This window comes from Bacillus sp. bc15 (assembly GCF_900142585.1).
Lineage (GTDB): Bacteria > Bacillota > Bacilli > Bacillales > Bacillaceae_G > Bacillus_A > Bacillus_A cereus.
This window is the reverse complement of the sequence record NZ_FRBJ01000001.1, coordinates 1,497,768-1,522,246: the sequence shown is the minus strand read 5'-3', so window position 1 is coordinate 1,522,246 and position 24,479 is coordinate 1,497,768. Positions and strand designations below refer to the sequence as shown.

Sequence of the window (24,479 nt, the reverse complement as noted above, 5' to 3'; positions counted from 1 at the left end):
TTATACATGGATATTTTCCACACATTATCAATGTTTGTAATGTAGTTAGTCTTGTGGGTCAGCAATAAAATCAGATATTATTTTTTCGATATCGAAAGGAGTAATCCCTTTATCCAAAGAAAAAATGCTTTCTGCTTCTTCGATTTCTTGAACGAGTTCACCTCTAGCTTCAATATGTAATCGGAACAAGTCATATAAATTCGGTTTAACTAAATTAGTTAAAGCCTTTCCAACTAGTATCATACCTTTTTGATTAGCCTCGATGGTATTATCATAAGTTAGATCTCTTGTAAGAGACAAATCTGTCCAAATCAATTTTCGTTCCTTTAAGTCTAAAATAACTGGAATAGAGATTTGGGTGTCGGCAGTAATATCCACTTTATCTTGAACAGTAGAAGGTTCAAATACTTCACCTGAACCAGGATATTGACGAACCATCCAACCAGTAAAGCATTCTGGTAAATCTTTATATGGTTGGTCTGTGTAAGAAAGCAAAGTCATAACTACATAGCGTCCACCATATTTCAGCACAGACGGAATATCGAAATCAATGAATTCAGATGCTCCCTTTGGTGCAGAAGTAATATCTCCGCTATGGTAGGCTTTGAAATTTTTTGAACGTAAGTTCGTGAAGGATACATGTTCTTTGTATTGCCAATCTTCGTCGTACATTGCAGCAGACAAATCAATGTCAACACGTCCTGTATGTTGTCCATTCACATAGCCTTCTTTCCACCATAGGAAAAAACGAATCGTATCTCCTTCTGGCAAATCTACTTTACTTCCTCGAGATAATGTGCGAAGCGCTTTGCTGGCTGAACGTTGAGAGAAGGGAACTAAGTGATTTTTTAACTGTTCATCCAAAAATACTTTTCCGAGACTTGGAAGTTCTGCGAAGCGATTTTTTAAAGTATCTTCACACATTTTTACAATCATTAAACAAATATCCTCTGAGATAAATGGAAGTGTATTTTCGATACCTATAGCTTTTGCTACATTTCCCTTTGGAAAAAAGGTACGAAATTCATTTTTATCATTTCGATGCTTAAAATGAGCTGTGAGTTGAAGTAATACAGGAGTAGAAACGTTTCCTATTATACTTAGAAAATCTTCGAGAATATTGAAAACATCTGTTGACTTATCACTACATAAACGGATTAAATGATCCAAGCGTCTGGCAAATTCCCCCGGGCGAGTTTTTAAAAGATTTTTTGCTGTCATGATATCACGATTCAACAAAGCTGCTTCTATTTTTCCATTAAATGTTTCAACTTTAATGTTGTTGCGAAGCATCTCAAATGCTCGGTGGGTTTTTGGGAAACGAGTATGATATTCTGCTGGATGAAGAATTTCACCTAAACGAATCCAACGTTTTTTGTATCGAATCATATCTTCGGTAATGTTTCCGCATTGCTCTAACAATCCTAAAAGGAAGCGTCTTTCTACTCGGTTAAACTTCTTGAATCGAACGGAGGATGCTAAACTCACATCACCTTCAGATAAAGCAACTGCAAGGCGAAGAACATCAGTTGCTGTTTTAAAATACTTTGCAGCAGCATCGGCTGATATTTTTCTGTTTATTAATAAAACCCCAAGTATAAAAGACATATTTTCCTTATGAGGAATTACATTAGGTAGAAAACAGGAAACATCTTCAGTGTGTGTAATAGCCCATTCTACATCTGTCTTATCAGTTGAGGAAATAGAGCTGTTTGCACTAATCAATTGAGAAATCATTTGATTGAAATCTTCTTCACTTCCTAAGTCAATAACTTTCAAATCAACGCTATCTAAAAGAGGAAGTCGTTCTTCTACTTTTGATACAGGTAGGCACAACGTCACATAATGAATAACGGCATTGATGTATAAATCAGCGTCACTTAAATCCATCATTTGTTGCGGAAAGTTTGGATACATAGGAGTAAACTGAATATGTGCACCAACCATTTCTTTTAAATGTTTTACCAATTCTTTGTAAAACGATGTGAATGCATCAACCGAAAGTGTTTGCAACTCTTCTATTAAAGGCTCGGAAAAAGTAAATCCTAAACTTTCCAAGTTTTTTAAAACAGTGGCTAAATACATGTTCGGTAGTTTATTTTCTTCTCTTTTTATAATTACTTTCAAACTTCTTCTTATGTAAATAGAATTTTTCATGAGAACGCCAGCTATTCACTCCTTATAAAAGAGGGGGAATAGTCCGACTGTCCTCCTTTCAGTGGTAGATTTTTATTTTTACATGCATAAAGACACTAATTGTAGAGAAATGCACAGAGGATACATAGTTATTTTTTAGTGAAAAATTAGAGGTATAACATTTAGTTGTTAAGTGGTAATTTGTTAATTAAGAAAAGAAAACCTCTACATCAATGGTTGATAAACTAAAGTTTATTCAATCCCAAAGAAGAAAGAGGTTTTATAGTCTAATTATTTTCATAGGAAATTGACAACTCTAAAACAATTTGAAATTTCTACAAAGAAGGAAGAATTGTCATAGCCTATGTGTTTAGCAGGAAAGTAACATCCCTATTTCGCCAAAGAAGTTAGAAGGAAGGAACGTCATAGCCTGCTTTATTAGTATATTCTCTTGCGAAGAGCAATTCAAGTATACTGTCTGATTTTTTATATTTTTCTTAAAGGGGAATTTTCATGATTATCCCGCATTAACGGGTAGCCAGATTGGTGAGGGTGATTAAAGTTTCACTTTATAAATAGGGAGACCATCACATGCTCTTTTTATAATACTATTACGGGAGGATTTTTATTTTTGATATATTATACCATTTATTTAATGGTATAATATGGTATGTGTTCTGTGGAATGGAGTTGAATGAGTATTATAAATACAAAAGGTGAAATAAAAAAAACAAAAAGAAAAGTATTACTAACTATACTTACTATGTTAGTAATTATAATTGGATTTGGATATTGGAAACTTTTTAGTTTGCAAGGTGTTCCAAAAGGGGAATTCATTCGAACAGTGAAATCTCCAGATGGAAAATATCTCATCAAGACTTATTTTCATAATGCAGGATCATTAAGTGCGGATGCTGTTAGGGGTGAATTAGTTAACCTTGATACAGATTCAGAGAAAAATATATATTGGAATTATCCAGATACCGATCCATATATTGAATGGGTAAATAAGAATATTGTTAGAATTGGAGATCAAACTTTAGATGTTTCGCAGAAAGAAACCTATGATTGGCGTGATGATGATAAGCACGTTAAAGAAATGCCTAAACAGTTTATTAGATAAAACAAGAAAATTTAAATGTATTTAATCTTATTTGTTTAACTATAGATAGTATTATATGAGTGAAAAAGTCCATTTAAATCTTCTAAATGGACTTTTTTAGGTTTCTAGATACGACTACTGATAAAAATGGAACAAACTTGTTACTTAGGTTGTCTATTAAGTATACGTATAAAACAGGTGTTCATGATAGTTCAATCATTTTATGAAAAGTGAGATGCAAGAAGAGTGATATCCGATACACTCTTTAATTGTATCGATATGTATAACACCTAAAAAAACATATATTCTTGAAAGAGGTTGAAAATGTATGATAGTCTTAAACAAGTTTTTTAACATTTTACATTACAAAAAGATGGTACCTGTAGTATTTCTTTCATGTGCAACGCTTATAGGCTGTTCCGATGGCAATACTCAATCTGAATTACCTAAACAAACGAAACAAACAAATCAAACCAAACAAGAAACTAACGGTAATGATTCTTTTGCTAAACTTGAAAAAGAATTTGATGCTAAACTCGGTATTTATGCATTGGACACTGATACGAATCAAACCGTTACGTATCAATCAGATAAACGGTTTGCATACGCATCTACCCACAAAGCTTTAGCTGTGGGAGTACTTTTACAAAAGAAATCAATAGAAGATCTAAATCAAAGAGTTTTGTATACTCGTGAAGATCTTGTTAATTACAATCCAATTACAGAAAAGTATATTGATAGGGGTATGACTCTGAAAGAGCTTGCAGATGCTTCCCTTCGATATAGTGATAATACTGCGCAAAATCTTATTCTTAAACAATTAGGTGGACCTAGTGAATTCAAAAAATCACTGAGAGAAATAGGAGATACCGTTACAAATCCTGAACGTTTTGAACCAGAGTTAAACGAAGTGCATCCAGGAGACGTACATGATACTAGTACCCCAAAGGCATTAGCTACTAGTCTTCAGGCTTTTGCGCTAGGAGATGTACTTTCAACTGAGAAACGGGATTTATTAATAGATTGGATGAAAAGGAATACTACGGGAGACAACTTAATTCGTGCTGGAGTTCCAGGAGGATGGGAAGTAGCTGATAAGACGGGATCGGGATCTTATGGAACCAGAAATGATATCGCAATTATTTGGCCACCAAATAAAAAGCCAATTGTTCTTGCGATACTTTCTAATCATGATAAAGAGGATGCTAAATACGATGATAAGCTTATTGCAGAAGCAACCAAAATAGTGTTAGATGCTTTAAAAGTGACAAATAAATAATAATAGTAACTAGTTATTATTATTTTCCCGGTTTTGCGTCACAATATTGTGAGTCATGATTTTTCCAGCGGACTAATGTTTATGGGCTTTTTCGTTGGAGTTGCATTTTTAGCAATGATGGCAAGTTGCTTAATGTTTAAAGTTCTGTCGGGAGCATCAAAAGATGTAGCACGTTATCAAATGCTTCGTAAAATTGGTGTTCGCCGAGAATTATTAACAAAATCAATCTATAAAGAGTTATTCTTCATATTCTTATTCCCAGCAATTGTAGGGATTACTCATATATTAGTTGGTATGAACATGTTTAGCCCTCTTGTAATCGATCCGTACTCTCGCATTTGGTTACCACTTGTTATTTTTGTAGTAATTTATTCGATGTATTACTGGATTACTGTTCAATTATTTAAAGGAATTGTACTCCCTAAAAAAGATTGATGTAATGATGTTGTTTATCCCGCATTAACGGGCAGCACGATTGGTGAGGGCAGATAATCAGTGGGGGATGAACAAACCCCACTGATTAAAGTTTCACTTTATCTTTTACTGTACCTTGTAACTACATTTTACCTTGCTGTAAAGAAACAAAAAACGTTTTTTTATTCAATAATTCCAATTTCTAGAGCCTTTTGCACAGCTTCTTCTTTGTTGCGGACTCCTAGCTTTGTATAAGCTGTGGAAGCATAATTTCTGACCGTACCATTTGATAAATATAACCTTGATGCTATGGTAGTGTATCGAAGTCCCTTTGCTACTAGTTGCAATATTTCTATCTCCCTAGCTGTTAGCTCATAAGCGGTTGCTTTTGATTGTGGTGTCTCTTTTTGCTCATCAAATTTCTCAAATATTTTGTGAGACATTCCTTGATCAATCAGTGTCCCACCTTTGTGAATAAGTCGGATCGTATTAGCTAGCTCCAATGTTTCAATGGATTTGAGTAAAAAGCCATCCGCACCGTTGCGAAGCGATTCCAACGCCTGTTCGGTATCCTGAAAAGTTGTGAAAATCAATACGCGGATATGTGGCCATTGTTGCTTAATCTTTTTGGTTGCTTCAACTCCATCCATGTGCTGCATATCTAAATCCATAAGTATAACATGGGGTTGAAGACGTCCACACAAATCGATGGCTTGATTGCCATCCTCAGCTAAACCGACTACATTTAAATCTTCATATCTATCGAGTAGTGTCCTCAAACTTTCCCGAACAAATGGTTGATCGTCTACAATTAACAAACGAATAAGTCCATCTTTTATTTCAGTTTGTCGCGGTATGGTACATGTAACAAGCATTCCTTCCTCTGGCTTTGTATATACAGACAATTGCCCTTGTAAATTCATTGCTCGTTCTTTCATCGCATTCAGACCGAAGCCTTCCTGCCATTCTACATTTCCTTTTCCATTATCTTGAACTTCTAATCTCGTATATTGTTGTTCAAACTGCAATGAAACTATAATTTCAGTTCCCTGACCATGACGTACTGCATTCGTAAGGGACTCTTGTAAACAACGAATGAATGCGATCTTCGCTTGCCGAGACAGTGGATATTCCTCTCCGAATGTCCTAAAACTTACATTTACCTGAGCGTGCTCCTGAAATTCGACTCCAAGATTTTGTAGAGATTGAATTAAGGAAGGCGATTGACACGGAGACTCCATTTGATGTAAGTAACCTCTCACATCCTCGATGCTTTTACGTCCCATTTCAAGCAGAGAATCTAGCCTCTGTATACCCATTTCAGTAGCAATTTCGGTACGCAACGTTTCCATCCCCATAATAATAGAAGTATAAGCGTGACCAACTGTATCATGAAGCTCACTCGACAGTCTGTTTCGTTCTTCCGCCAGTGTAATGCGTTCAATCTGAGACATATATTGCTCAAGTACCGCGTTTTGTTTACGAATCGCTTCATTTTGCTTATGATTGACGATTAATAAATGGAAAGCGAAGCCCATTACATAAGCAAGTCCATAGTAGGTAACTAAAATCCAATAGCTATTACTTGGCGCAACCGCATAGAGAATTCCAGTTGTTATAAAAACTGTTGTTGGAGCTGTCCAATAATAGGACAAATGCTTACTATTCGCAGCAATTAGAAAAGCCGATATCAGAAATGTAACGTTAGCTTCCGGAAATAAAGAGGTTAAATATATACACAGTCCACCATATAGCAGTATTTCTGTGAACAAATAATATTTGTAATTGAACAGTAAGGCTACCCATGGAATCGAGAAGGCAACAACCTCCCAAAAAATAACAATCCAAAGTGGCAATGTTAAACTATCCTGAAAATCGAATGTGGTTATGGCGATAGAGACACTAACAAGTATACGGACTCCTAACATAATCCAATCGTACCAAAACCAATACTTAACCATATCTAACAAGTCATTTACCCCCTAAGTAGCCTACCTTTTTACTTCATATATTATAATTTAATCCTTCATGCCTATTATACTTTTAAATTTAAAACTGCGATACTACTCACAGATTGCAAACTTCTATCGATTTAGTTGCCGAATCATGCTACGTGTATAGCCACCGATTTTCTTTGTCAAACGATCTACTATTCTAATACTTATGGCGGTAAATACTATACCCATAAACATTACAAAGAGTGACTTAGTAAAGGTATCTATCTGTATGAATATAATATTCATTTCGATGTATTGATACAGTAGTGGTGCCAATAGCAACATAAGTGGCATTACATAAAAAATGATTGCGCTAATGAGACTGAAAATGCCAATCACTAATTTCTGCATTAACCAAAAGATAGCACACCAAGTACGACGATCTGTAAGCACTAATTTCACCTGAGCCCAGTTTGATGTATCTATTGTTATACTTCTATCATAAGAGTCTGTTGAAATATCTGTATAAATTTTCGTCTGTATGCGCTCGAATTGGATAAAAGGTGTAGTAGTCTGTAGTACGCGTATAACTAGTGGAATTCCAATTACCGTAAATGAAAGGGTGAAGCTGAATAGCAGAGCTATTAGATAAAAACAAAAATAAAAAAATCCTGTAACGAAAGTTAGCAATAAAAAATAACCATTCTGGATGAATCTTGATTTCATAAAGTTCTCGCTCCTATCTATGTAATAACCGAATTGTACTGCTTTTTTTGTCATTCTCACTAGTGTAAAAGTGTCATATGACATTTCTAAATGATGATAAAAAGGGGGAGAGTAACCTACTTCTGGTTAAAAAAGATGCTTATATCAATCACCATAAAACAATCCCGTTCTTGCAGATGCAAGAACGGGATTGTTTTATACTTTTATTTAATATGAGATGGACTTGTTTTTCGAATATGAAACATAATATCAAATTGCTCAAGCAATGACGTATCAAAGTATGCCGATTCGTTCGGGAAGATTTGTCCCCCTATACTTAGTAATGGTCTTTTTGCTTTAACCCATTTTTCAGCTTGTCCTTTAAGGTGACGGTTATCCAATAAAAACATGTTATATGGTACTTTTCCGAGAGTATAATTGAAACTTTTTACATCTTGTGGAATAGTGTCGGTTGTAATCTTACCTCCAGTGGAAGGATCATATTCGCTGTATAAGGTAAAATTCCCCTCCGTAGTTGTACTACCAATTGTGACATAATTATTGTCTAAACGTTCCTTCAAAAATTGCCCCGCAACATAAGGGTATAATTTCTCATCGATAATTCCTTTAGCTATATGAATATTGTGTGCCCATACCATCGTTTTACCACCAAATGTTTCTTGTGCCCACATTGCATGATCGGCCAAGTATTGCTCATGTAGCTTTAACATACTTGGATAGTCGTTAGGAATTAGCATTGTGGTAAATTTCTCTATTGCACTTGCCGTTGCTTGCGCCCAGATGTACTCGGGTGAAGCTATTTCTGTGTTGGCTTGCCCATTCTCATCTTTTAGTAATTGGGCTACTCTCTCAGCGTTTGCTTTGAACTTTTCTTTTATTTCAGGAGCAAGGTCCATATATTCCTTTGTACTTCCATTAAAAGCCGACAATTCTTTATAATTTCCTTCTACTTCTGCCAGCAAATCTGGTCGATGTAGTCTTACATAATCAATCACTTTATTAAAGCAACCTTGGTCCAACTCCTTTAAGTCGAGCCCAATAAATTGGATCTTTTTTTTATTGGATGGATCAGCATTATAATCTTTCATCCACTCAATCATGGCTATAATTTCATCAGTAGGATATAACAAGTTTAAAAATTCCCTAGGGTTTCCTTTTCCTGTTTGGATATATTCATTTAGTTTTAAGCCGTTTCCCCAATCTTCTTCCATTGTGAAATTTGTAAAACCCATCTCAGTAACCAAATATTTCACAAGGCGAAACTTCATAGTGAAAATTTCAGAGCTTCCATGAGTATTCTCTCCTAATCCTACATATTGTGCGCTCCCAATCATTTTCTTAAGTGGTTTTAAATCCTCAAATGATTTTGACGGCTCTATCGTTTTTAATGGGTAAGCTTGTGATTGTATGGATTTAACTATATTTTTTTGTATTGATTGACCTGAATTTTCGACTGCTACTGTTTGAGCCTTTCCTACTTCCGCGCATCCTGTGACTAATAAAGCTGTACTAACCATTGCAATTATGCTTTTCTTATTCATTTTTTCCACCTCAATTGAATTATTTGTAAAGCAAGATTGATTCATTGTACTTGCATGAATCAATTGCCTTAATTCAATTGTTATCTATTCCATATCATATTTTCTAGTTACATATTGTCATAAGGTTAATTGACACAGGTCATAGACTAATCATTACACTTTTGTACTATCGGTTATGACAACTTATAAATAATAATTACATTGATGAGTCGTAAGTAAGACTAGACTATAAATTGGGGAGGGATTTTAAAGATGAATGAATCTGTATACAAAAACATTTTTATTCTAAGTTGTGTCTGTGGAAATGACAAGAAGTAAATTCGATAAACAAGTGAATGAAAGGGGAAGGGCGGATTAAAATGATATTACACGCAAAATCGTTCCACAATAAAGATAAAATCCAACGTGCTAAAATAGGACTTCAACTCTTTTTGAGTGTCTTAATCATTACTTCTATTATCCTAAATGTAGTAGTAATAATTACGAAAAGTATGCCGCTTATTGTGGTATATATGTTTACCCCAGCATTTTCTTCTATTTTGACTCGCATAATACTGAAAGAAGGGTTTAAAGATGTATCTTTTAGTCTCGGTAACTTAAAGATATGGAAGGGGATTGGGTTTGCTCTGCTAATACCTATGATTATTTGTGGAATTACTTATTCTATCGCCTGGTTGAGCGGAATTGCGGGGTTTCAGCATCCCGAAGGTGGTATGTTAGAACCAATCTACAATATACTTGGACTTCAGTATGTACCGGAACCATTCAGTTTTATTTATCTAGTAGTATTGAGCGGCGTTTTAGGAAGTTTGCTTAACTTAATCCCAGTTTTAGGAGAAGAAATGGGTTGGCGAGGTTATATGCTTACAAGGCTAGTCGATGCAGAGTTTTCACGGCCTATCCTTATTAGTGGATTGATTTGGGCAACGTGGCATGTTCCAATTGTTATTGCTGGTCTATATGTAGAGGGATCATCTGTCCTACTTTCAGTACTTGGCATCTATTTTTGTATTGTGCCCTTCAGTTATATTACAGCCTATTTACGACTTATCACAGGTAGCGTTTGGCCTTCGGTTATCATCCATACTACTTGGAATGCCATTATTCAAGGACCTTTCGCACGTGCAAGTACAGGATATCAAACTGAGATTTGGATTGGAGAATCTGGCTTGATAACCGCTATTATTATCTTGGTTACTGCAATAATTACGTCTCGAATCGTAAATTTTACTAAATAGCATACGGATGTGTTTTAAATTCAATTAGTGAAATATGACGAGGCGAAATAAGATGCACCTAAAAATATTAGAAAAAATCTAGTTGAATGGACTCTTACTTAATCTTAGGCTGCTGGATATATGGGAGGCATCAAGCTAAGGGTTTAATTTATAAAAATAAACTTGGTTGCCATAAAAAACATAATGTTTTCATTTAAAGGCTATGAGATGAAATTTCATCATCTTCATCAAGTTTGACCTTCAGGAAATAAAAAGTTAAACGATTATACAAATACTCTAACTGAAAAAACGATAGTCCTTTTATCAAAAATGTAGAAGGACTATCGTTTATTTTTTTGACAAAATTAGGGGTTGATGTTCATAAAAATGGATAATATAATTCGTATTTTACGTAAAGAGAAAAATTTTCCCCTAGAATATTAAGCTAAATTTCTTGGTGTGACGGTTAATTTAAGTTTCACTTTATGACTTGTAAAGGGCTGTTCAATGCATCGTACTATTAAAAAATCTAAATTAAATCATTAAATTGCGATAAAATGTGGTCGGAAATAATGAAATTTTAGGAAAAATAAGGTACACTAGTCTATGATTTTAGTTAAAAATCGTTTGACGTTAATGCATACGGGGGAAAGATTGATGAACAACAATACAACAAATGAATCAGTTGAAGAAATTGATCAAAAACGAGTAAGATCAAAAAAACGTTATACAAATTGGAAGTTTATCGCAGCGGGTATTGGTGTAATTGCACTTCTTATTGGGGGAATGAGTTATTATCAGGCAACTCACTTCAATTCGAATGTTACAATTAATGACACAAAAGTTGGTGGTCTGAGCGCTGATCAGGCAATACAGAAATTAAAGACATCTGGACTAGCAAACAAAGTCTATGTTGATCAACAACAAATTTTAGATGAAAAAGATACAAAAACGGAACTTACGGAAAAAGATTTGCCTCAAGTTAAGAAACTATTAAAAAGTCAGTGGACATTTTTCCCTTCCTCAAAGGGAGAAAATTATTCATTGCTACCAGAGAAGGCAGATCAGTATCGTAGTGAAACGATGAAGAAACTTGTAGAAGAAACGCTCATCTCTATGAATGAAAAATTAAAAGCGCCTCAAGATGCTATGGCGAAGCTAGAACAAGGGAAAATTGTTATCTCGAAAAGTGTTGAAGGAAAACAGTATGATGTTACTAGTCTACTGAAAGATTACGATAAGCAAAAATATAAAAGCGAAATTCATCTGAAGTCTGCATACATAAAACCTATTAAAGAAGACGATCCGATTGTCAAAAAAGAGGAGAAAGCACTACAGAATCTTCTTGGGCAGTCTGTTGAGTATAAAGTGCAGGATGAAGTTTATCCTTTAAAAGCGAAAGATTTAATTCAAAATGCCTCTATGTCAAAGGATATGAAAGTTACAATTGATGCGAGTGACATTAAGAAGAAAATTACTGAAATTAATAATGCCAAATCAACATTAAATAAAGATTTCTCATTTAAAACGCATTCCGGTTCAGTCATATCAGTAAAAGGGCAAGGATACGGCTGGGCACTAGATGTTGAAAAAGAAACTAAACAAGTTCAACAAGCCTTTGAGAAAGGCGAAAAGTCGCTTTCTGCTTCTAATATTCACGGAAATGGTTGGGAGAAGGAAGGTATCGGTTATAAAACAACAGCGAATAATGGCATCGGAGACACGTATGCGGAAGTTTCAATTGCAGAGCAACAAATTTGGATTTATAAAGATGGAAAATTAGTCGTTACAACAAATGTAGTAACGGGTAAACATAGCACGGGTGAAGATACATCACCAGGTGTTTGGTACGTCCTATACAAACGAACACCATACACGCTAAGAGGTAGCGCAGTAGGGAAAGCTGATTATGCGGTTAAAGTAGATTACTGGGTTCCATTCACAAATAGCGGTCAAGGATTCCACGATGCCGGCTGGCGAAAAGACTGGGCAAATAATGCTTATTTAACAGGTGGATCAGGTGGGTGTGTGAACCTTCTTCCTAATGTTGCAAAAACTGTATATGATAGTTTGAACACGTATGATCCAGTTATCGTGTACTAGAAAATAGCTACGTATCAAGAAATAAACAAAGCAGGAAATCTTATCTGATGGTATATGAAAAAACACCTCTTGCATTCGCATACTAAGTGTGCAAATGCAATGGAGGTGTTTTTGTTTGAATACAAGAGTGTATTGCTTATAAGAAACAAAGTAGAAAGAGATTAAGAATAAGTATTCAAATAATCAATAAAATTGACAATGAATATCATTTTCACTTAATATAGAATCGTCGCATTTAATTAGACATGAATTTTTTGTTAATATAATAGATTTCTATTAAGTTGTCATATTTACGAACTATTATTAAATATTTTAAGAATTTAAACGTAGGAAAGGGTAATATAAAATGAACTGGAAAAAAGGCGGGTTATGGGTTATTATTTTTTTCGTTGTAAAAGGCACGATTTCTACACTTTTAATCGTTACAGGTGCTAAATATTTTGATTTATCATTTATGCAACTTATCTTATTAATTCTGACCTTATTAGTGATTTCTCTAATAAGTCGAAAGTTACTGTATAGACATAAACAAAACAAAAAGCAAAAAGAGCTAAATATATAATGAAGCCCCAGAGACCATTGGATTTCTGGGGTTTTATTTTGATAGTTTTTTCGCATGTATATTAATTTAACAGAATAGGTTGTCCAAAATGATAAAATCGATGATGTTTAAAATGCGTCAGTTATTTTTACATAAGGATTGTAGAGAGCCTTTGAATCAATCTTTATTCTGAAGCGACAGACACGTATAAATTATGCTCTTTTTTCAATTGGTAGTTTAAATGTAAAAGTACTGCCTTCTCCTAATTTACTTTCAACCGTAATTTCTCCTCCATGTAGTTCGACAATCCATTTTACCATCGACAATCCTAAACCTGTGTTTCCGATGTTTGAAGATGTTCGTGCTGCGTCAACTCGATAGAAGCGGTCCCATATTTTTGTAATATGTTGCTCGCTGATGCCGATGCCATTATCGGAGACTTTACCTATTATGTTGGTTTCATCACGGAATAGTTGCATATGCACAGTTCCGCTCGCTTTACTATAAGCAATCGCATTCGTTAGTAAATTCATTAATAAACGCATCATCAATGTTTGATCTGCTTTAATAAATAGGTCTTCCTCTATATTAGTTGTTATATCAATCGAAGCTTCTTGAACCATTAATGAAAGCTCTTCTACAACGATTTCCGTTAATTCACTCATATTGATACATTCAAATTGGAAAGTATTATGGTTTCCTTGGTCAGCTCGTGCTAATAATAAGAGTTGTGAGATTAAAGCGGACATTTTACGTGATTGTTTTAAAATTACTTCTAACGATTCTTCCATTTCTTTCGGATTATTTCTCTGCGATAAAGCGTATTCGCATTGCGAAATAATAACAGATGTTGGTGTTCTTAATTCATGAGATGCGTCAGATGTAAATTGTTTTTCACTTTCGAATGATGTCTCCAATCGCTCAAACATTTTGTCAAAGGTTTGTGCTAAATGATACATTTCGTCTTTCGGTGAACCTTGTAAATTAATTCTCTTCGAAAGGTCTTTACCATCACCAATTTTACTGGCTGAATCACTCATTTGTTGCACAGGTCGAAACGCTCTTTGCGTAATAAAATATCCCCCGACTGCCGCAATGAGAATAAGTAATGGGAATGAGATGATTGTTACCACAATAAGCGTATTCATCGTTGAGGATAATTGGTTCATAGTCATTATTCCACGAACCCAGACTTGCTCATCGCCGCCTGCATTATGGAGAAAATCATATACTATCCATTCTTTATTGCCGTCTTTAATGGTTTGTATTTCATCGGATTTAAGCGATATCTTTTTATTAAAGCTTGTTGGACTATGTCCTACCAACAGCTCACCTTGTTTACTATAAATACTAATATTTACTCCATCTTCTAAGGTTTCAAAATCATCGTCAATCTTTAACTGCCCATGCTTATATTTGATATCTTCCATGCTTTCTTTTACTGTGCTCTTCAATTGATCTTTCATATTAAAAAGCAAAACTTTATCTGAAGAAGTTAAAATAAAAGCTAACACGAGTGCCATAATAATTACAATTAGCCCCGTATACCACAGGGTCACTCTCATTTTTATTGATAGTCTTTTCATGATTCTACTCGCAATACGTAACCAGTTCCGCGCACTGTATGAATTAACTTCGTTTCAAACTGGCTATCAATTTTTTTACGAAGATAGCGGACGTAAACATCAATAATATTCGATCCGCCTTCATAGTCGTAATTCCACACATGTTGCTCAATTTTATCTCGTGTCAGCACAACTTCTTTATTACGAATCATATATTCTAAAATAGCAAATTCTTTACTGGAAAGAGTGATAACTTGGTCTCCTCTTGTTACTTTATGCATATTGCAATCTACCACTAGGTCAGCGATTTCAAACACATTAGATGTATTTCCTGTTTTTCTTCGCATTAACACTCGAATTCTTGCTAACAGTTCATCAAAAGCAAACGGCTTTACTAAATAATCATCTGCACCTAAGTCGAGTCCTGTTACACGATCATCAATTGTATCTTTAGCTGTAAGAAGCAAGACAGGAGTTGCATTATTGTCCGCGCGTAATCTTTGTAATACGCGTAAACCATCTATTCCGGGAATCATAATGTCAAGCACAATCAAATCGTAGGTAGCCATGTTTATATAATCCAAGGCATCTTCTCCATTCCCACATGCATCGACACTATAATGTTCTGCATTTAATCGTTTCACCAATATATTTTGTAAGTCTTGTTCATCTTCGACGATAAGAACTCGCATTAACATTCTCCTTTTCTTCTTATTAATATGTATCACTATAATTTCAAAACATTAAAGAAAGATTAGAAACTAGTTAATTATATCATTTTATCCCGCATTAACGGGCAGTACGACTACTCCCTCAAAATTCGGTGAATGCGAGGTAGGTAGGGATTAACTGCCTGTAAAAGCCTTCACTTTATTTTTTTGTACATTAATCTTCCTTTAATGTTTGTTCAGTAATATAAAGGCAAGGATAAGGTGCACCTGTAAAGGGAGGAAAACAGAATGGGAAAATGGATGCTGATTGGAGCAATGTCCTGTTTATTCTTAACAGCTTGTTCTACTCAAGCTGATAACAATACAGAAGTACAACAACTGAAAGTGGAAAATGATAAATTACAAAAAGAAGTTGCTCAACTACAACAAGAACCAAACAAAATAGGGCCTGCTACGAATGATACGAAGCAAACACAAGATTTCAAAAACGAAGTCACATCTATTTTAGAAAAAGCAAATAACACGAAACCAGTTGGAGCAAAAGAAGATAACTTAAATACGTACTTAGCAGCAAAAAAAGAAATTGACCAATTGGATGACAAGATAGATCTATCTGATAATCAGCTAGAAGCAGATTATCACGCTGGAACGATAACTGTTGAGCAATATCAAACGCAAGAAAAAGAACACGATATACTGGAAGATCAATTAGAGCAAGCAGAAAATGCACTTGAAGCAAGATTTGGAATAGAGGATTAATCATTAAGGAGTGGATGAAAATGTTAAAACATAAAAAGAAAATAATTATAAGTGTAATTACTATTTTAGTAAGTGGTATTGCTATTGTTGGTGGATATTATGGTATGGGTTACAATTATGCAAAAAAGAATGAAAACTACACAGAGAAACAAGTTCGTGAAATTTCTTTAGCTCATACAAATGGAGAAATTATTAATGTGAAAAAAGAATTTGAATTAGAAGATGACAACTTAGCACAATCAAAATTTGAATATGAAGTGGAAATCAAGACACCTGATAATCTGTTAAATATTTTAAAAGTTAGTGCTAGAACAGGTACAATAGAGCTCAATAATGAAGATTAAATAAATATCGCTTATTTGAAAAAACTCCTAACAAAATTTGTTAGGAGTTTTTTCATGTTTATACTTTACTATTTTAAAATGTGGAAAATCTCCATACTTCTACAATCTATATAAATGACTCAAGCTTCGCATCTTTTGAATGCCCTGAAGTGCTAAACCTAAGTAAAATAATGAACTATCCTATGGAAGAAAGTTGAGGGAGCTAATCGCATATATTTTATTGAAAGGATGTGATTGAATTATGGAACGGCCGAATTGGGGAATTGGAGGATTAGTATTCGTTGGCTGTATGTTCCTTGGTGGAGGAGTAGGATCTATGTTAGGTAATGCCCAAACTGGATGGCTAATAGGAATGGGCGCTGGATTTCTTGGGATGGCTTTAACGAGACTGATCAGAAAATAAAGTAATTGAGATTCTTCTTCTGGTAAATAAGGAAATATGCAAGTAATTCATGGCATAAGAGCTCTATAAATTATAGTTAGAATCTTCCCTTTTGTATTTGTCTTTTCTAAATTTCTCCATACATAGATACGATTCTCAAGTCGGAGGATGGCACCTTAGGGTGTCTTTTTTTACGCTCTTTAAAAATGTCTTAACATATATAGCCGAGTTAATTTAAATAATCAAGAATAATTGAGCTAATAGCTCTCGGTAGATTGCCATCATTTTTTTAATAGATTAGATTCATTACCGTTTCAGACCTATGTATTCATTCATAACTTAACAGTAAAAGGGGGGATGATTAAAGGTATGGCGTTTAATGATGAATTAATTTGTCAACAGTTTGCAAGAATTATCGGCGGGCAAGAAGGATTCGCCGGTGGGAAATGCGTGGCAACAATAAACAGGGATGAAATACGAGCAACAATCTTAGGAAAACGTTTTAGAGTAACAACTTCCTTTTCATTCGAATCACGAGACAATAAAACTGGACGGGCATTATGCCTAGGCCGAGTAGCACTCTTACAAAAAGAAGTCACTGAATTTGTGGCGACAATTATTAAACAAGGAATAATCGTTTCGTCTATACACAATGAGTGGTTATGTGATGATCCAAATTTGATTTACGTTAATATCGAAGACGTTGATGATCCACTAAATTTTGCAAGAAAAGTGAGAAGAGCGTTATGCACGTAATCAATTTCTTTAGTTAAACGAGTGATTATATTAAATTGAAAAGTTCAGCGTGTTGGATGGTTTTATAAAACGAAAGAAGGTGTTTCATATTTGGAATGCCTTTTCTTTATGTTTTCGTTACTAATGTGGGTGGTTAACGGATTATATGCTGTTTATCTTGCAACAGCAAAAACTGGACGAGGTATCTTTAAAAGTTTTTGACTGTCCGTATATACCATATTTTATCAAATGTTATTAGCATATCATAAAACGACAGGGGAGAAATCGCCAGAGAAATACGTCAAATTAGTCATTCCTTCTATAATCTAAGGGGACGTTTTTGTTTTCGAAAAATAATAGGTAAATCATTTGACAATTAAAATAATCTACTTTAATATATATGCCATAGCATATATATGGTGAAACAAATACATTCATTGTGAATGATTGACTGGTATGCTATATCCTTTTATATCTTAATTTATAGAGGTGATATATGAACTTACATGATTTAATAGGCTATCTTGTTCATCGTACTGATGTGAAAATGACCAACTATTTTACGAAGAAATTAAAGCCTTATGGAGTTACGCCAGAGCAGTGGGGGATTATTAGTGTTCTTTGTAGCCAAAGGAGCACTACTCAAAAAGAGTTGGCGGAAGCTATTGATAAAGATCAAACTACTGTTGTTAGAATGATACAGTCAATGGAGAGAAAAGGGATTGTAAAGAAGGCTTTGAATGACCAAGATAGGCGTTCACATAACCTATTTTTAACTGAAAAAGGTGACGAGTTAAAGAAAACAATCTTGCCTGTAGTGAAAGACGCTCACCATTTCGTTACGAGTAATTTGAGCGAGGAAGAAATTAAAGTATTACAATCGTTATTAAACAAATTGTATGATACACACTATTAATATTTGTTCCTTATTGATGCTACGCTATTCATAAGGAACAAACTTTGTTTTAGGTATTACATATGCTATAGCATATAATTTTTGTTTGGACGAATGGGAAGATAACTTTATTTTGTATGATATCTGATTCAGGGTCACTTTTTTGCCTAGTACCAGTCAAATTTTTGTATTATATATGCTATAGCATATAATTTTCGGCCCTTTAATATTGAGAAGGGTAATGTAAATTGAAGCGACTTCCATACGGGTAATCTCAGGAAATAGGGTAAAGGTAGTGACTACTACCTGAACAATACTGAGTTTTTATCAAATAATAAGAAAGGTGTGATTACTATTTTAATTTTCATCAATATTGTAAAAGTAGTGTTGTTTCTGTTCTTTTTAATGACAGGAACGAAAATTATATCCGGGAAAATGGCAGATGAATTCAAACGATTTGGTTTACCTTCGTTTTTTAATTTCTTAACTGGAGCTTTTGAGATTGTAGGAGCGATTGGAATGTTGATAGGAATTTGGATTCCAACAGTAGCTTTATTAGCAGGATTGTTATTAGGCGGTACGATGCTTGCAGCCGCATTAACTCTAATTGTATTAGCGAGAGATCCCTTTAAGAAAGCAATACCTGCACTTGTTTTGTTTGTCCTTAGTTTAGGGATAAGTTTGTATCACATTTTTTAAACATAACTGAAAACTATTAAACTTTCACTTTATGCGTTCAAGTTACTATCGTTTTGTGATTATGTTACAAATAGGGGGATTCTCCAATTAGTGCTTGAATAATAATAGCAATACGAATTTAGACATTACGATCATTCGGATCATAATCAGTAAAAGAATGGGAAGAATTTTTATACAAAGGAATTCCCGATGAATTTTATATTAAAAATAGGAGTGAGTGAAAATGGCATATTTATTACAAGTTGATTTTCCGTTTGAAGGTCCTTTTGGTGAAGAAATGGAAAAAGGATTTTGGGATTTAGCAAATAGTATTAACGAAGAAGAAGGATTCCACTGGAAAATATGGACTGAGAATGAAGAAACAAAAGAAGCTGGAGGCATTTATATATTTGAAGAAAAACAAGATGCTGAAAAATACGCGGAAATGCACAAGAGCAGACTTGAAGCAGCTGGTGTTAAAGATATTAGAGTAAGAATTTTTAACATCAATGAAAAATTAACGGAACTGAATCGTGGGTATATTAAATAATTTCGACAGTTGGAGCAAGCGTAAAAAGGAGGGGGATAATCCCCTCTTTTTTTAATTCTTAAATTGATGGTAAGGGGGCTCACATAAAAAATAATCAATTATAAAAGTGATTTTGAACGTAAGGAATTTGTAAGGAAGAGGTAAGAAAAAAGAGATTTTCCTTGTGTAAGATGAAAATGGAAAGAAGAGTGAGAGGAGAAAAATACTATATATTTCTATAAAAAACAAATCAATTAATAAGACTTGTTTGGAGGAAAAGAGACATTACAGATTCAATGTCGTCCTTTTGCAGTGGGTTAAGAAGAAAGCTGTGTGATTAGTTCCAAACAGCAAATAACCATTTATACAATATGAATAGGGGAGAGGATTATTTTGATGAAAAAGCATCGTCAAATTACATGTACAGGTTTAGCCCTTTTAATAACTGGAGGTTCCCTGTTTTATACAACTCCAACCTCAAGTGTAAAAGCGGAGTCCATTCAAAATGTATCTAGTTCGTTACAAACAAGCAACCAAAGAAATCGAAATTCCGTCAAAGAGGCCATGCGGGATACATTGAAACTTGGATATCCAGGGATACTTGCTAAAACTTCTGAGGGTGGAAAAACATGGAGTTATGCGGCTGGTGTAGCTGATCTGAGTAACAAGAAAGCAATGAAAACAGATTTTCGTTTTCGGATTGGCAGCGTGACAAAGACGTTCACTGCAACAGTTGTGCTTCAATTAGCAGGAGAAAACCGCCTAAATCTAGACGATTCTATTGAAAAATGGTTGCCTGGTGTCATTCAAGGGAATGGATATGATGATAAACAAATTACTATCCGGCAATTATTGAATCACACAAGTGGTATCGCTAATTACACAAGGTCAAAGGATTTTAATATGATGGATACAAAAAAATCCTATACTGCTGAAGGATTAGTAAAGATGGGAATATCCATGCCTCCAGATTTTGCTCCAGGAAAGAGCTGGTCGTATTCAAATACAGGATATGTATTACTAGGAATTCTTATTGAAAAAGTAACTGGGAACAGCTATGCGGAAGAGATTGAAAATCGAATTATTGAACCACTTGAATTAGCGAATACATTCTTACCTGGAAATTCAAGCGTCATTCCAGGAACCAAGCATGCCCGTGGATATATCCAATTAGACGGAGCAAGTGAGCCGAAAGATGTTACTTATTATAACCCAAGTATGGGGAGCTCGGCCGGAGATATGATTTCTACAGCTGATGATTTAAACAAATTCTTTTCTTATTTACTTGGGGGCAAATTATTGAAAGAACAGCAACTAAAGCAAATGCTTACAACAGTCCCTACAGGAGTAGATGAGCTTGGCGATTCCGGGCTTGGAATTTTCAAAATGAAGCTTTCAAACGGTGAATCGATATGGGGGCATGGAGGAACCATTCCTGGCTTTTTAACTTTTGCTGGGGGCACACTTGGAGGCAAGCATACATTGGCCGTCAATTTAAACAGTATTAAAGCTGATAGTCCTGATCCTTTTAAAAATATTTTACTTGCTGAATTTAGCAAGTAGGTCAAAGAGGAGAACGGATAAATTTTATCATATTTTCATAGTGGAACAAACAAATGATGAAAACGGTCACTTATCTAAGGAGGTAATTCCGTGATGAAAAATAAGCTAACTGGTGTGTTAGCCACTGCATTAGCGGTAACTATGATTCTACCAACAGGAGTGAAAGCATTTTCTGAAAGTGAGACTACAGTTGTAACTGGTGAAGAAGTAGCTAGTCAGGAACTGAAGAAGATTGCAGCAGAGAAGGCGGAGCTACTTACAAAGTCTTATGAAGCGAATAGCGTGCAGTATGCGCTAATTGATAATGGAAAACTTATTTTGTCGGGTCAGGCTGGCAAGAATGATTTGGAAGGGGAAAAGCCGCTAACCAAAGATACTCAATATGGGATTGGTTCAGTCAGTAAAATGTATGCAACAGCGGCTGTAATGAAATTGGTCGATGAAGGAAAAGTCGATTTAGATGCTCCTGTTGTCCGCTATGTTCCTGATTTTAAGATGAAAGACGGTCGATATAAACGTATTACACCACGTATGTTATTGAACCACTCCTCTGGATTGCAAGGTTCTACGTTAGGTAATGCATTTTTATTTAACGATAATGATACCTATGCCCATGATACCTTGTTACAACAATTGTCAAATCAAAACTTGAAGGCGGACCCTGGTGCTTTCTCGGTATACTGTAACGATGGCTTTACGCTGGCCGAAATTTTGGTGGAAAGAGTTAGTGGTATGGGCTTTACCGAATATCTACATCAAAGCTTTACAGGACCCTTAAAGATGAATTATACGAAAACGCCGCAGGACAAATGGAGGGATGAAAATCGGGCTGGACTATATTTCCCGGCGTACCAAGGACAACTTCCAATTGAATCGGTGAATGTTATTGGTACGGGAGGCATATCTTCTACGGCAGAAGATATGGTGCGATTCTCACAACTATTTATGGGACAGGGAAAAGGAATCCTCTCTGATAAGGTAGTCAAGGCGATGGAGCAAGATGAATATAAAAAAGGAATGTGGCCGGGGGATGGTGATAATATTTTTAACTATGGTCTTGGCTGGGATAGTGTGAAACTATACCCATTCAGTGAATATGGGATCAAAGCTTTGACTAAGGGCGGCGATACGGCACTGCAACATGCTATATTAGTCGTGCTTCCGGAACAGAAAATAGCAGCGGCTGTATTGTCATCTGGTGGACGGAGCTCTACAAATCAACTAATGGCAACTGAATTGCTACTCGCCACGCTTAAAGAAAAAGGTACTATTAAGGACATCAAGCCGAACAAATCCTTTGGCAAGCCGGTCAAAGTCAAAATGCCTCAAGGCGTAGCAAAGAAAGCTGGATTTTATGGTAATAGCGAAACTCATTTTAAGATTGAAATTACGAAGAACGGTGAACTATTCTTACCATCTAATCCACAAGAAAAATATGTATATACTGCTGATGGAAGCTTTATTAATGAGGGGGGTACTTCCAAGCTCAACTTCGTAACCGAGAAGAATGGAAGAACTTATTTGAAGGAGAGCGCATATAAATCGCATCCAGGTTTAGGGCAAAGTGTGATGACCCACTATTTAGCTGAGAAACTAGAAGACAACGTGCTTTCGAAGAAAACCGCTGCTGCATGGGCAAAGAGGGAAGGTGTCAAGTTTTATCTTGTGAACGAGAAATTTAGTTCTATTCAATATCTCGTTCAACCGAAACTTCTTAGTACTCAAATTACTCGCAAGGAAGGCCCAGCAGGCTATTGGGATGGCAGAAAAATTACAGGTTCGAACACCGCGGTGCATCAGATCCAAGTACCCGTGATGAATGGTCGTGATACGACGGAAACGCATTTCTATACAGAAGGCGGCAATGAATATATGGAGATGGCTGGATTGTTATACGTAAGTGAATCTAATGTAAAACCAATTGATGTAGGCCAATCATCCAAAGTTACGTTGGATGCAAATGGACATGCGAAATGGTTTACAATTCCACAAGCGGCAACAGACAAAAGGATGACCGTAACGCTGCCATCAAATGGTTCATTTGCGGTGTATGATGAGAAGGGAGTTTGCGTCAACTTCACCATTGTGAGTGGCAATAACAAGGTGGAACTTCCGAAGAACGGAACAATCGTATTCGCTGGGGCACCGAAATCGGAATTTGCAATCTCGGTGAACTAGCTATAATTTAAGATGATCTTAAACAAAACCAGTACGGTACAGAAAAGATGTATTACTGGTTTTGTTTGTATTTATGCATTCTCAATGAAAAAACTTGAATAATATCACTCTCAAGCACTATAAAAACATCAAAACTAGAAAATTAGTATCTCTAGAAGATGTACAGTTTTTTGGGAGTTGAATAATTTTAACAGCGTAGAGAGATTAAATTTCTACTCTTTTTCTTCTTAATTGGGGTACGACCTCAATTAAGAAGGTTTCTTCAATTAATAGAAATGTATGTACATACACATTGTATTTTCATTCCATAACTTTTAAAATTTTGTTCACGATAGTTTGATATTGTAAAAAAAGAAAATATGTGGCACGACATCACTTTGTTTTTTATATAGCTTTGTAATTAAACTATAGTATTATATTTTTTCTTCATTATTGAAATTAGTAATAATAAAATGTATTATTGAAAAGCACAATTTATAATTCAAGTAATCAAGCATATGTACCTATAATAATTTGAACATTCAGAAATTATAATATTGTCTAAAAACGAGGTGAGATTCATAGAAACAGTACATATTAAGTGGTATGGCATGTATAGTATAAATGACTTTTATAATAGGGAAGAAGCTTCTAAGAAGGGGATATTTGCAATCTCTAGAGTATATGCTAAGAATGTAACATTGCTCTATATAGGACAAACCAAAAGAAGCTTTATACAAAAGATAAGAGAACTTAATAAAGAGTGGACTTTTGATGAGAGCGAATTAAAGATTACATTAGGAATAATAGAATTTCCTAGTGGTGAAATTTACTCTGAAAAGAAGGTAAAAGAGATAAAATCTCTTTTGATTTTACGACATACCCCATTAGAAAACGAAACATCTTTATTATACTATAGAGGGAAATTTAATTTAAAAATTATAAATAAGGGAAGAAGAGGCTTAATTGTTAAAAAGCTTTCTACAGGAGATCTAATGTGGACGTAATTGGAATCACCTTTGAATAAAATTGAAGGTTTCTTAAGTGCAGAAGCTTATCAATTTTTAATGTATTAAACTATTTTGAATAACATATGTCAGATACTTGAAAAAACACAAATTATATTATGATATGAAATCCTGTATGGAAAGTGTAGTTTATTTCTATTGTTTAATAAAAATATTAAGAATTTTAGGGATAATACA

General features: G+C 34.8%; 21 protein-coding genes and 1 pseudogene. 16 read left to right on the top strand and 6 right to left on the bottom strand.

Annotation, left to right across the window (positions count from 1 at the left end; genetic code table 11):
* Positions 1–45: 45 nt before the first annotated feature.
* The gene (locus tag BUA87_RS30880) at positions 46–2,157 is read right to left on the bottom strand and encodes a TerD family protein (protein ID WP_072938998.1); all 2,112 of its coding nucleotides are present in this window, start codon (positions 2,155–2,157) and stop codon (positions 46–48) included.
* 673 nt (positions 2,158–2,830) lie between these two features.
* Between BUA87_RS30880 and BUA87_RS07750 the strand changes: the two genes are divergently transcribed.
* The 3 genes and pseudogenes from BUA87_RS07750 to BUA87_RS07740 all read left to right on the top strand — a co-directional run.
* Complete coding sequence (locus BUA87_RS07750; protein ID WP_000022538.1) at positions 2,831–3,259, top strand: DUF5412 domain-containing protein; 429 nt, start codon at positions 2,831–2,833, stop codon at positions 3,257–3,259.
* A gap of 307 nt (positions 3,260–3,566) precedes the next feature.
* On the top strand, positions 3,567–4,517 hold the full coding sequence (bla, locus tag BUA87_RS07745; protein WP_072938996.1) for a class A beta-lactamase: 951 nt from the start codon (positions 3,567–3,569) through the stop codon (positions 4,515–4,517).
* Between the two features lie 45 nt (positions 4,518–4,562).
* A pseudogene (locus BUA87_RS07740) lies at positions 4,563–4,952 on the top strand (ABC transporter permease); the annotation flags it as partial.
* A gap of 161 nt (positions 4,953–5,113) precedes the next feature.
* Here BUA87_RS07740 and BUA87_RS07735 read toward each other — a convergent pair.
* The 3 genes from BUA87_RS07735 to BUA87_RS07725 form a co-directional block, all read right to left on the bottom strand.
* Complete coding sequence (locus BUA87_RS07735) at positions 5,114–6,901, bottom strand: helix-turn-helix transcriptional regulator (protein WP_000886414.1); 1,788 nt, start codon at positions 6,899–6,901, stop codon at positions 5,114–5,116.
* Positions 6,902–7,015: 114 nt separating this feature from the next.
* Positions 7,016–7,594, bottom strand: a complete 579-nt coding sequence (locus BUA87_RS07730) for a sensor domain-containing protein (protein WP_072938994.1) — start codon at positions 7,592–7,594, stop codon at positions 7,016–7,018.
* 203 nt (positions 7,595–7,797) lie between these two features.
* The gene (locus tag BUA87_RS07725) at positions 7,798–9,135 is read right to left on the bottom strand and encodes an erythromycin esterase family protein (RefSeq protein ID WP_016512591.1); all 1,338 of its coding nucleotides are present in this window, start codon (positions 9,133–9,135) and stop codon (positions 7,798–7,800) included.
* A gap of 359 nt (positions 9,136–9,494) precedes the next feature.
* Between BUA87_RS07725 and BUA87_RS07720 the strand changes: the two genes are divergently transcribed.
* The 3 genes from BUA87_RS07720 (at position 9,495) to BUA87_RS07710 (ending at position 13,017) form a co-directional block, all read left to right on the top strand.
* A complete protein-coding gene (locus BUA87_RS07720) occupies positions 9,495–10,373 on the top strand; it encodes a CPBP family intramembrane glutamic endopeptidase (RefSeq protein WP_072938992.1) in 879 nt (292 codons plus the stop codon).
* A gap of 636 nt (positions 10,374–11,009) precedes the next feature.
* On the top strand, positions 11,010–12,455 hold the full coding sequence (locus BUA87_RS07715) for a L,D-transpeptidase family protein (RefSeq protein ID WP_001064063.1): 1,446 nt from the start codon (positions 11,010–11,012) through the stop codon (positions 12,453–12,455).
* A gap of 346 nt (positions 12,456–12,801) precedes the next feature.
* Complete coding sequence (locus tag BUA87_RS07710) at positions 12,802–13,017, top strand: hypothetical protein (protein WP_001104104.1); 216 nt, start codon at positions 12,802–12,804, stop codon at positions 13,015–13,017.
* Positions 13,018–13,208: 191 nt separating this feature from the next.
* On the opposite strand, the gene BUA87_RS07705 is transcribed toward BUA87_RS07710, so the two are convergent.
* Positions 13,209–14,582 carry a sensor histidine kinase gene (locus BUA87_RS07705; RefSeq protein WP_072938990.1) on the bottom strand — a complete coding sequence of 458 codons (1,374 nt, stop codon included), beginning with the start codon at positions 14,580–14,582 and terminating at the stop codon, positions 13,209–13,211.
* Entirely contained in the window at positions 14,579–15,253 is a 675-nt protein-coding gene (locus tag BUA87_RS07700) for a response regulator transcription factor (RefSeq protein ID WP_001264528.1), read from the bottom strand. The genes BUA87_RS07705 and BUA87_RS07700 overlap by 4 nt, the downstream gene beginning before the upstream one ends.
* A gap of 267 nt (positions 15,254–15,520) precedes the next feature.
* Here BUA87_RS07700 and BUA87_RS07695 point away from each other — a divergent pair, with 267 nt between their 5' ends.
* The 10 genes from BUA87_RS07695 (at position 15,521) to BUA87_RS07655 (ending at position 24,281) form a co-directional block, all read left to right on the top strand.
* The gene (locus BUA87_RS07695; protein WP_072938988.1) at positions 15,521–15,991 is read left to right on the top strand and encodes a hypothetical protein; all 471 of its coding nucleotides are present in this window, start codon (positions 15,521–15,523) and stop codon (positions 15,989–15,991) included.
* A gap of 20 nt (positions 15,992–16,011) precedes the next feature.
* A complete protein-coding gene (locus BUA87_RS07690) occupies positions 16,012–16,335 on the top strand; it encodes a PepSY domain-containing protein (protein ID WP_000912137.1) in 324 nt (107 codons plus the stop codon).
* A gap of 241 nt (positions 16,336–16,576) precedes the next feature.
* Complete coding sequence (locus BUA87_RS31240) at positions 16,577–16,738, top strand: hypothetical protein (protein ID WP_029442740.1); 162 nt, start codon at positions 16,577–16,579, stop codon at positions 16,736–16,738.
* A gap of 336 nt (positions 16,739–17,074) precedes the next feature.
* A complete protein-coding gene (locus tag BUA87_RS07685; protein WP_000589730.1) occupies positions 17,075–17,473 on the top strand; it encodes a DUF1259 domain-containing protein in 399 nt (132 codons plus the stop codon).
* Between the two features lie 475 nt (positions 17,474–17,948).
* Positions 17,949–18,368, top strand: a complete 420-nt coding sequence (locus BUA87_RS07680) for a MarR family winged helix-turn-helix transcriptional regulator (RefSeq protein ID WP_001048563.1) — start codon at positions 17,949–17,951, stop codon at positions 18,366–18,368.
* Between the two features lie 327 nt (positions 18,369–18,695).
* The gene (locus BUA87_RS07675; RefSeq protein ID WP_033657524.1) at positions 18,696–19,046 is read left to right on the top strand and encodes a DoxX family protein; all 351 of its coding nucleotides are present in this window, start codon (positions 18,696–18,698) and stop codon (positions 19,044–19,046) included.
* A 223-nt stretch (positions 19,047–19,269) separates the two neighbouring features.
* The gene (locus BUA87_RS07670) at positions 19,270–19,575 is read left to right on the top strand and encodes a monooxygenase (protein WP_016512594.1); all 306 of its coding nucleotides are present in this window, start codon (positions 19,270–19,272) and stop codon (positions 19,573–19,575) included.
* Positions 19,576–19,950: 375 nt separating this feature from the next.
* A complete protein-coding gene (locus tag BUA87_RS07665) occupies positions 19,951–21,117 on the top strand; it encodes a serine hydrolase domain-containing protein (protein ID WP_072939515.1) in 1,167 nt (388 codons plus the stop codon).
* 93 nt (positions 21,118–21,210) lie between these two features.
* The gene (locus BUA87_RS07660; RefSeq protein ID WP_072938986.1) at positions 21,211–23,295 is read left to right on the top strand and encodes a serine hydrolase domain-containing protein; all 2,085 of its coding nucleotides are present in this window, start codon (positions 21,211–21,213) and stop codon (positions 23,293–23,295) included.
* A gap of 551 nt (positions 23,296–23,846) precedes the next feature.
* The gene (locus BUA87_RS07655) at positions 23,847–24,281 is read left to right on the top strand and encodes a hypothetical protein (protein WP_002094078.1); all 435 of its coding nucleotides are present in this window, start codon (positions 23,847–23,849) and stop codon (positions 24,279–24,281) included.
* The last annotated feature ends 198 nt before the right edge of the window (positions 24,282–24,479 follow it).

What these genes read in the sequence shown, in the direction of transcription:
- BUA87_RS07680 (WP_001048563.1), top strand. Translation starts at nt 17,949, where the DNA reads ATGAACTTACATGATTTAATAGGCTATCTTGTTCATCGTACTGATGTG.
- BUA87_RS07700 (WP_001264528.1), bottom strand. Translation starts at nt 15,253, where the DNA reads ATGCGAGTTCTTATCGTCGAAGATGAACAAGACTTACAAAATATATTG.
- BUA87_RS07705 (WP_072938990.1), bottom strand. Translation starts at nt 14,582, where the DNA reads ATGAAAAGACTATCAATAAAAATGAGAGTGACCCTGTGGTATACGGGG.
- BUA87_RS07690 (WP_000912137.1), top strand. Translation starts at nt 16,012, where the DNA reads ATGTTAAAACATAAAAAGAAAATAATTATAAGTGTAATTACTATTTTA.
- BUA87_RS07715 (WP_001064063.1), top strand. Translation starts at nt 11,010, where the DNA reads ATGAACAACAATACAACAAATGAATCAGTTGAAGAAATTGATCAAAAA.
- BUA87_RS07750 (WP_000022538.1), top strand. Translation starts at nt 2,831, where the DNA reads ATGAGTATTATAAATACAAAAGGTGAAATAAAAAAAACAAAAAGAAAA.
- BUA87_RS07670 (WP_016512594.1), top strand. Translation starts at nt 19,270, where the DNA reads ATGGCATATTTATTACAAGTTGATTTTCCGTTTGAAGGTCCTTTTGGT.
- BUA87_RS07730 (WP_072938994.1), bottom strand. Translation starts at nt 7,594, where the DNA reads ATGAAATCAAGATTCATCCAGAATGGTTATTTTTTATTGCTAACTTTC.
- BUA87_RS07725 (WP_016512591.1), bottom strand. Translation starts at nt 9,135, where the DNA reads ATGAATAAGAAAAGCATAATTGCAATGGTTAGTACAGCTTTATTAGTC.
- bla (WP_072938996.1), top strand. Translation starts at nt 3,567, where the DNA reads ATGATAGTCTTAAACAAGTTTTTTAACATTTTACATTACAAAAAGATG.
- BUA87_RS07695 (WP_072938988.1), top strand. Translation starts at nt 15,521, where the DNA reads ATGGGAAAATGGATGCTGATTGGAGCAATGTCCTGTTTATTCTTAACA.
- BUA87_RS07720 (WP_072938992.1), top strand. Translation starts at nt 9,495, where the DNA reads ATGATATTACACGCAAAATCGTTCCACAATAAAGATAAAATCCAACGT.
- BUA87_RS31240 (WP_029442740.1), top strand. Translation starts at nt 16,577, where the DNA reads ATGGAACGGCCGAATTGGGGAATTGGAGGATTAGTATTCGTTGGCTGT.
- BUA87_RS30880 (WP_072938998.1), bottom strand. Translation starts at nt 2,157, where the DNA reads ATGAAAAATTCTATTTACATAAGAAGAAGTTTGAAAGTAATTATAAAA.
- BUA87_RS07710 (WP_001104104.1), top strand. Translation starts at nt 12,802, where the DNA reads ATGAACTGGAAAAAAGGCGGGTTATGGGTTATTATTTTTTTCGTTGTA.
- BUA87_RS07685 (WP_000589730.1), top strand. Translation starts at nt 17,075, where the DNA reads ATGATTAAAGGTATGGCGTTTAATGATGAATTAATTTGTCAACAGTTT.
- BUA87_RS07665 (WP_072939515.1), top strand. Translation starts at nt 19,951, where the DNA reads ATGAAAAAGCATCGTCAAATTACATGTACAGGTTTAGCCCTTTTAATA.
- BUA87_RS07660 (WP_072938986.1), top strand. Translation starts at nt 21,211, where the DNA reads ATGAAAAATAAGCTAACTGGTGTGTTAGCCACTGCATTAGCGGTAACT.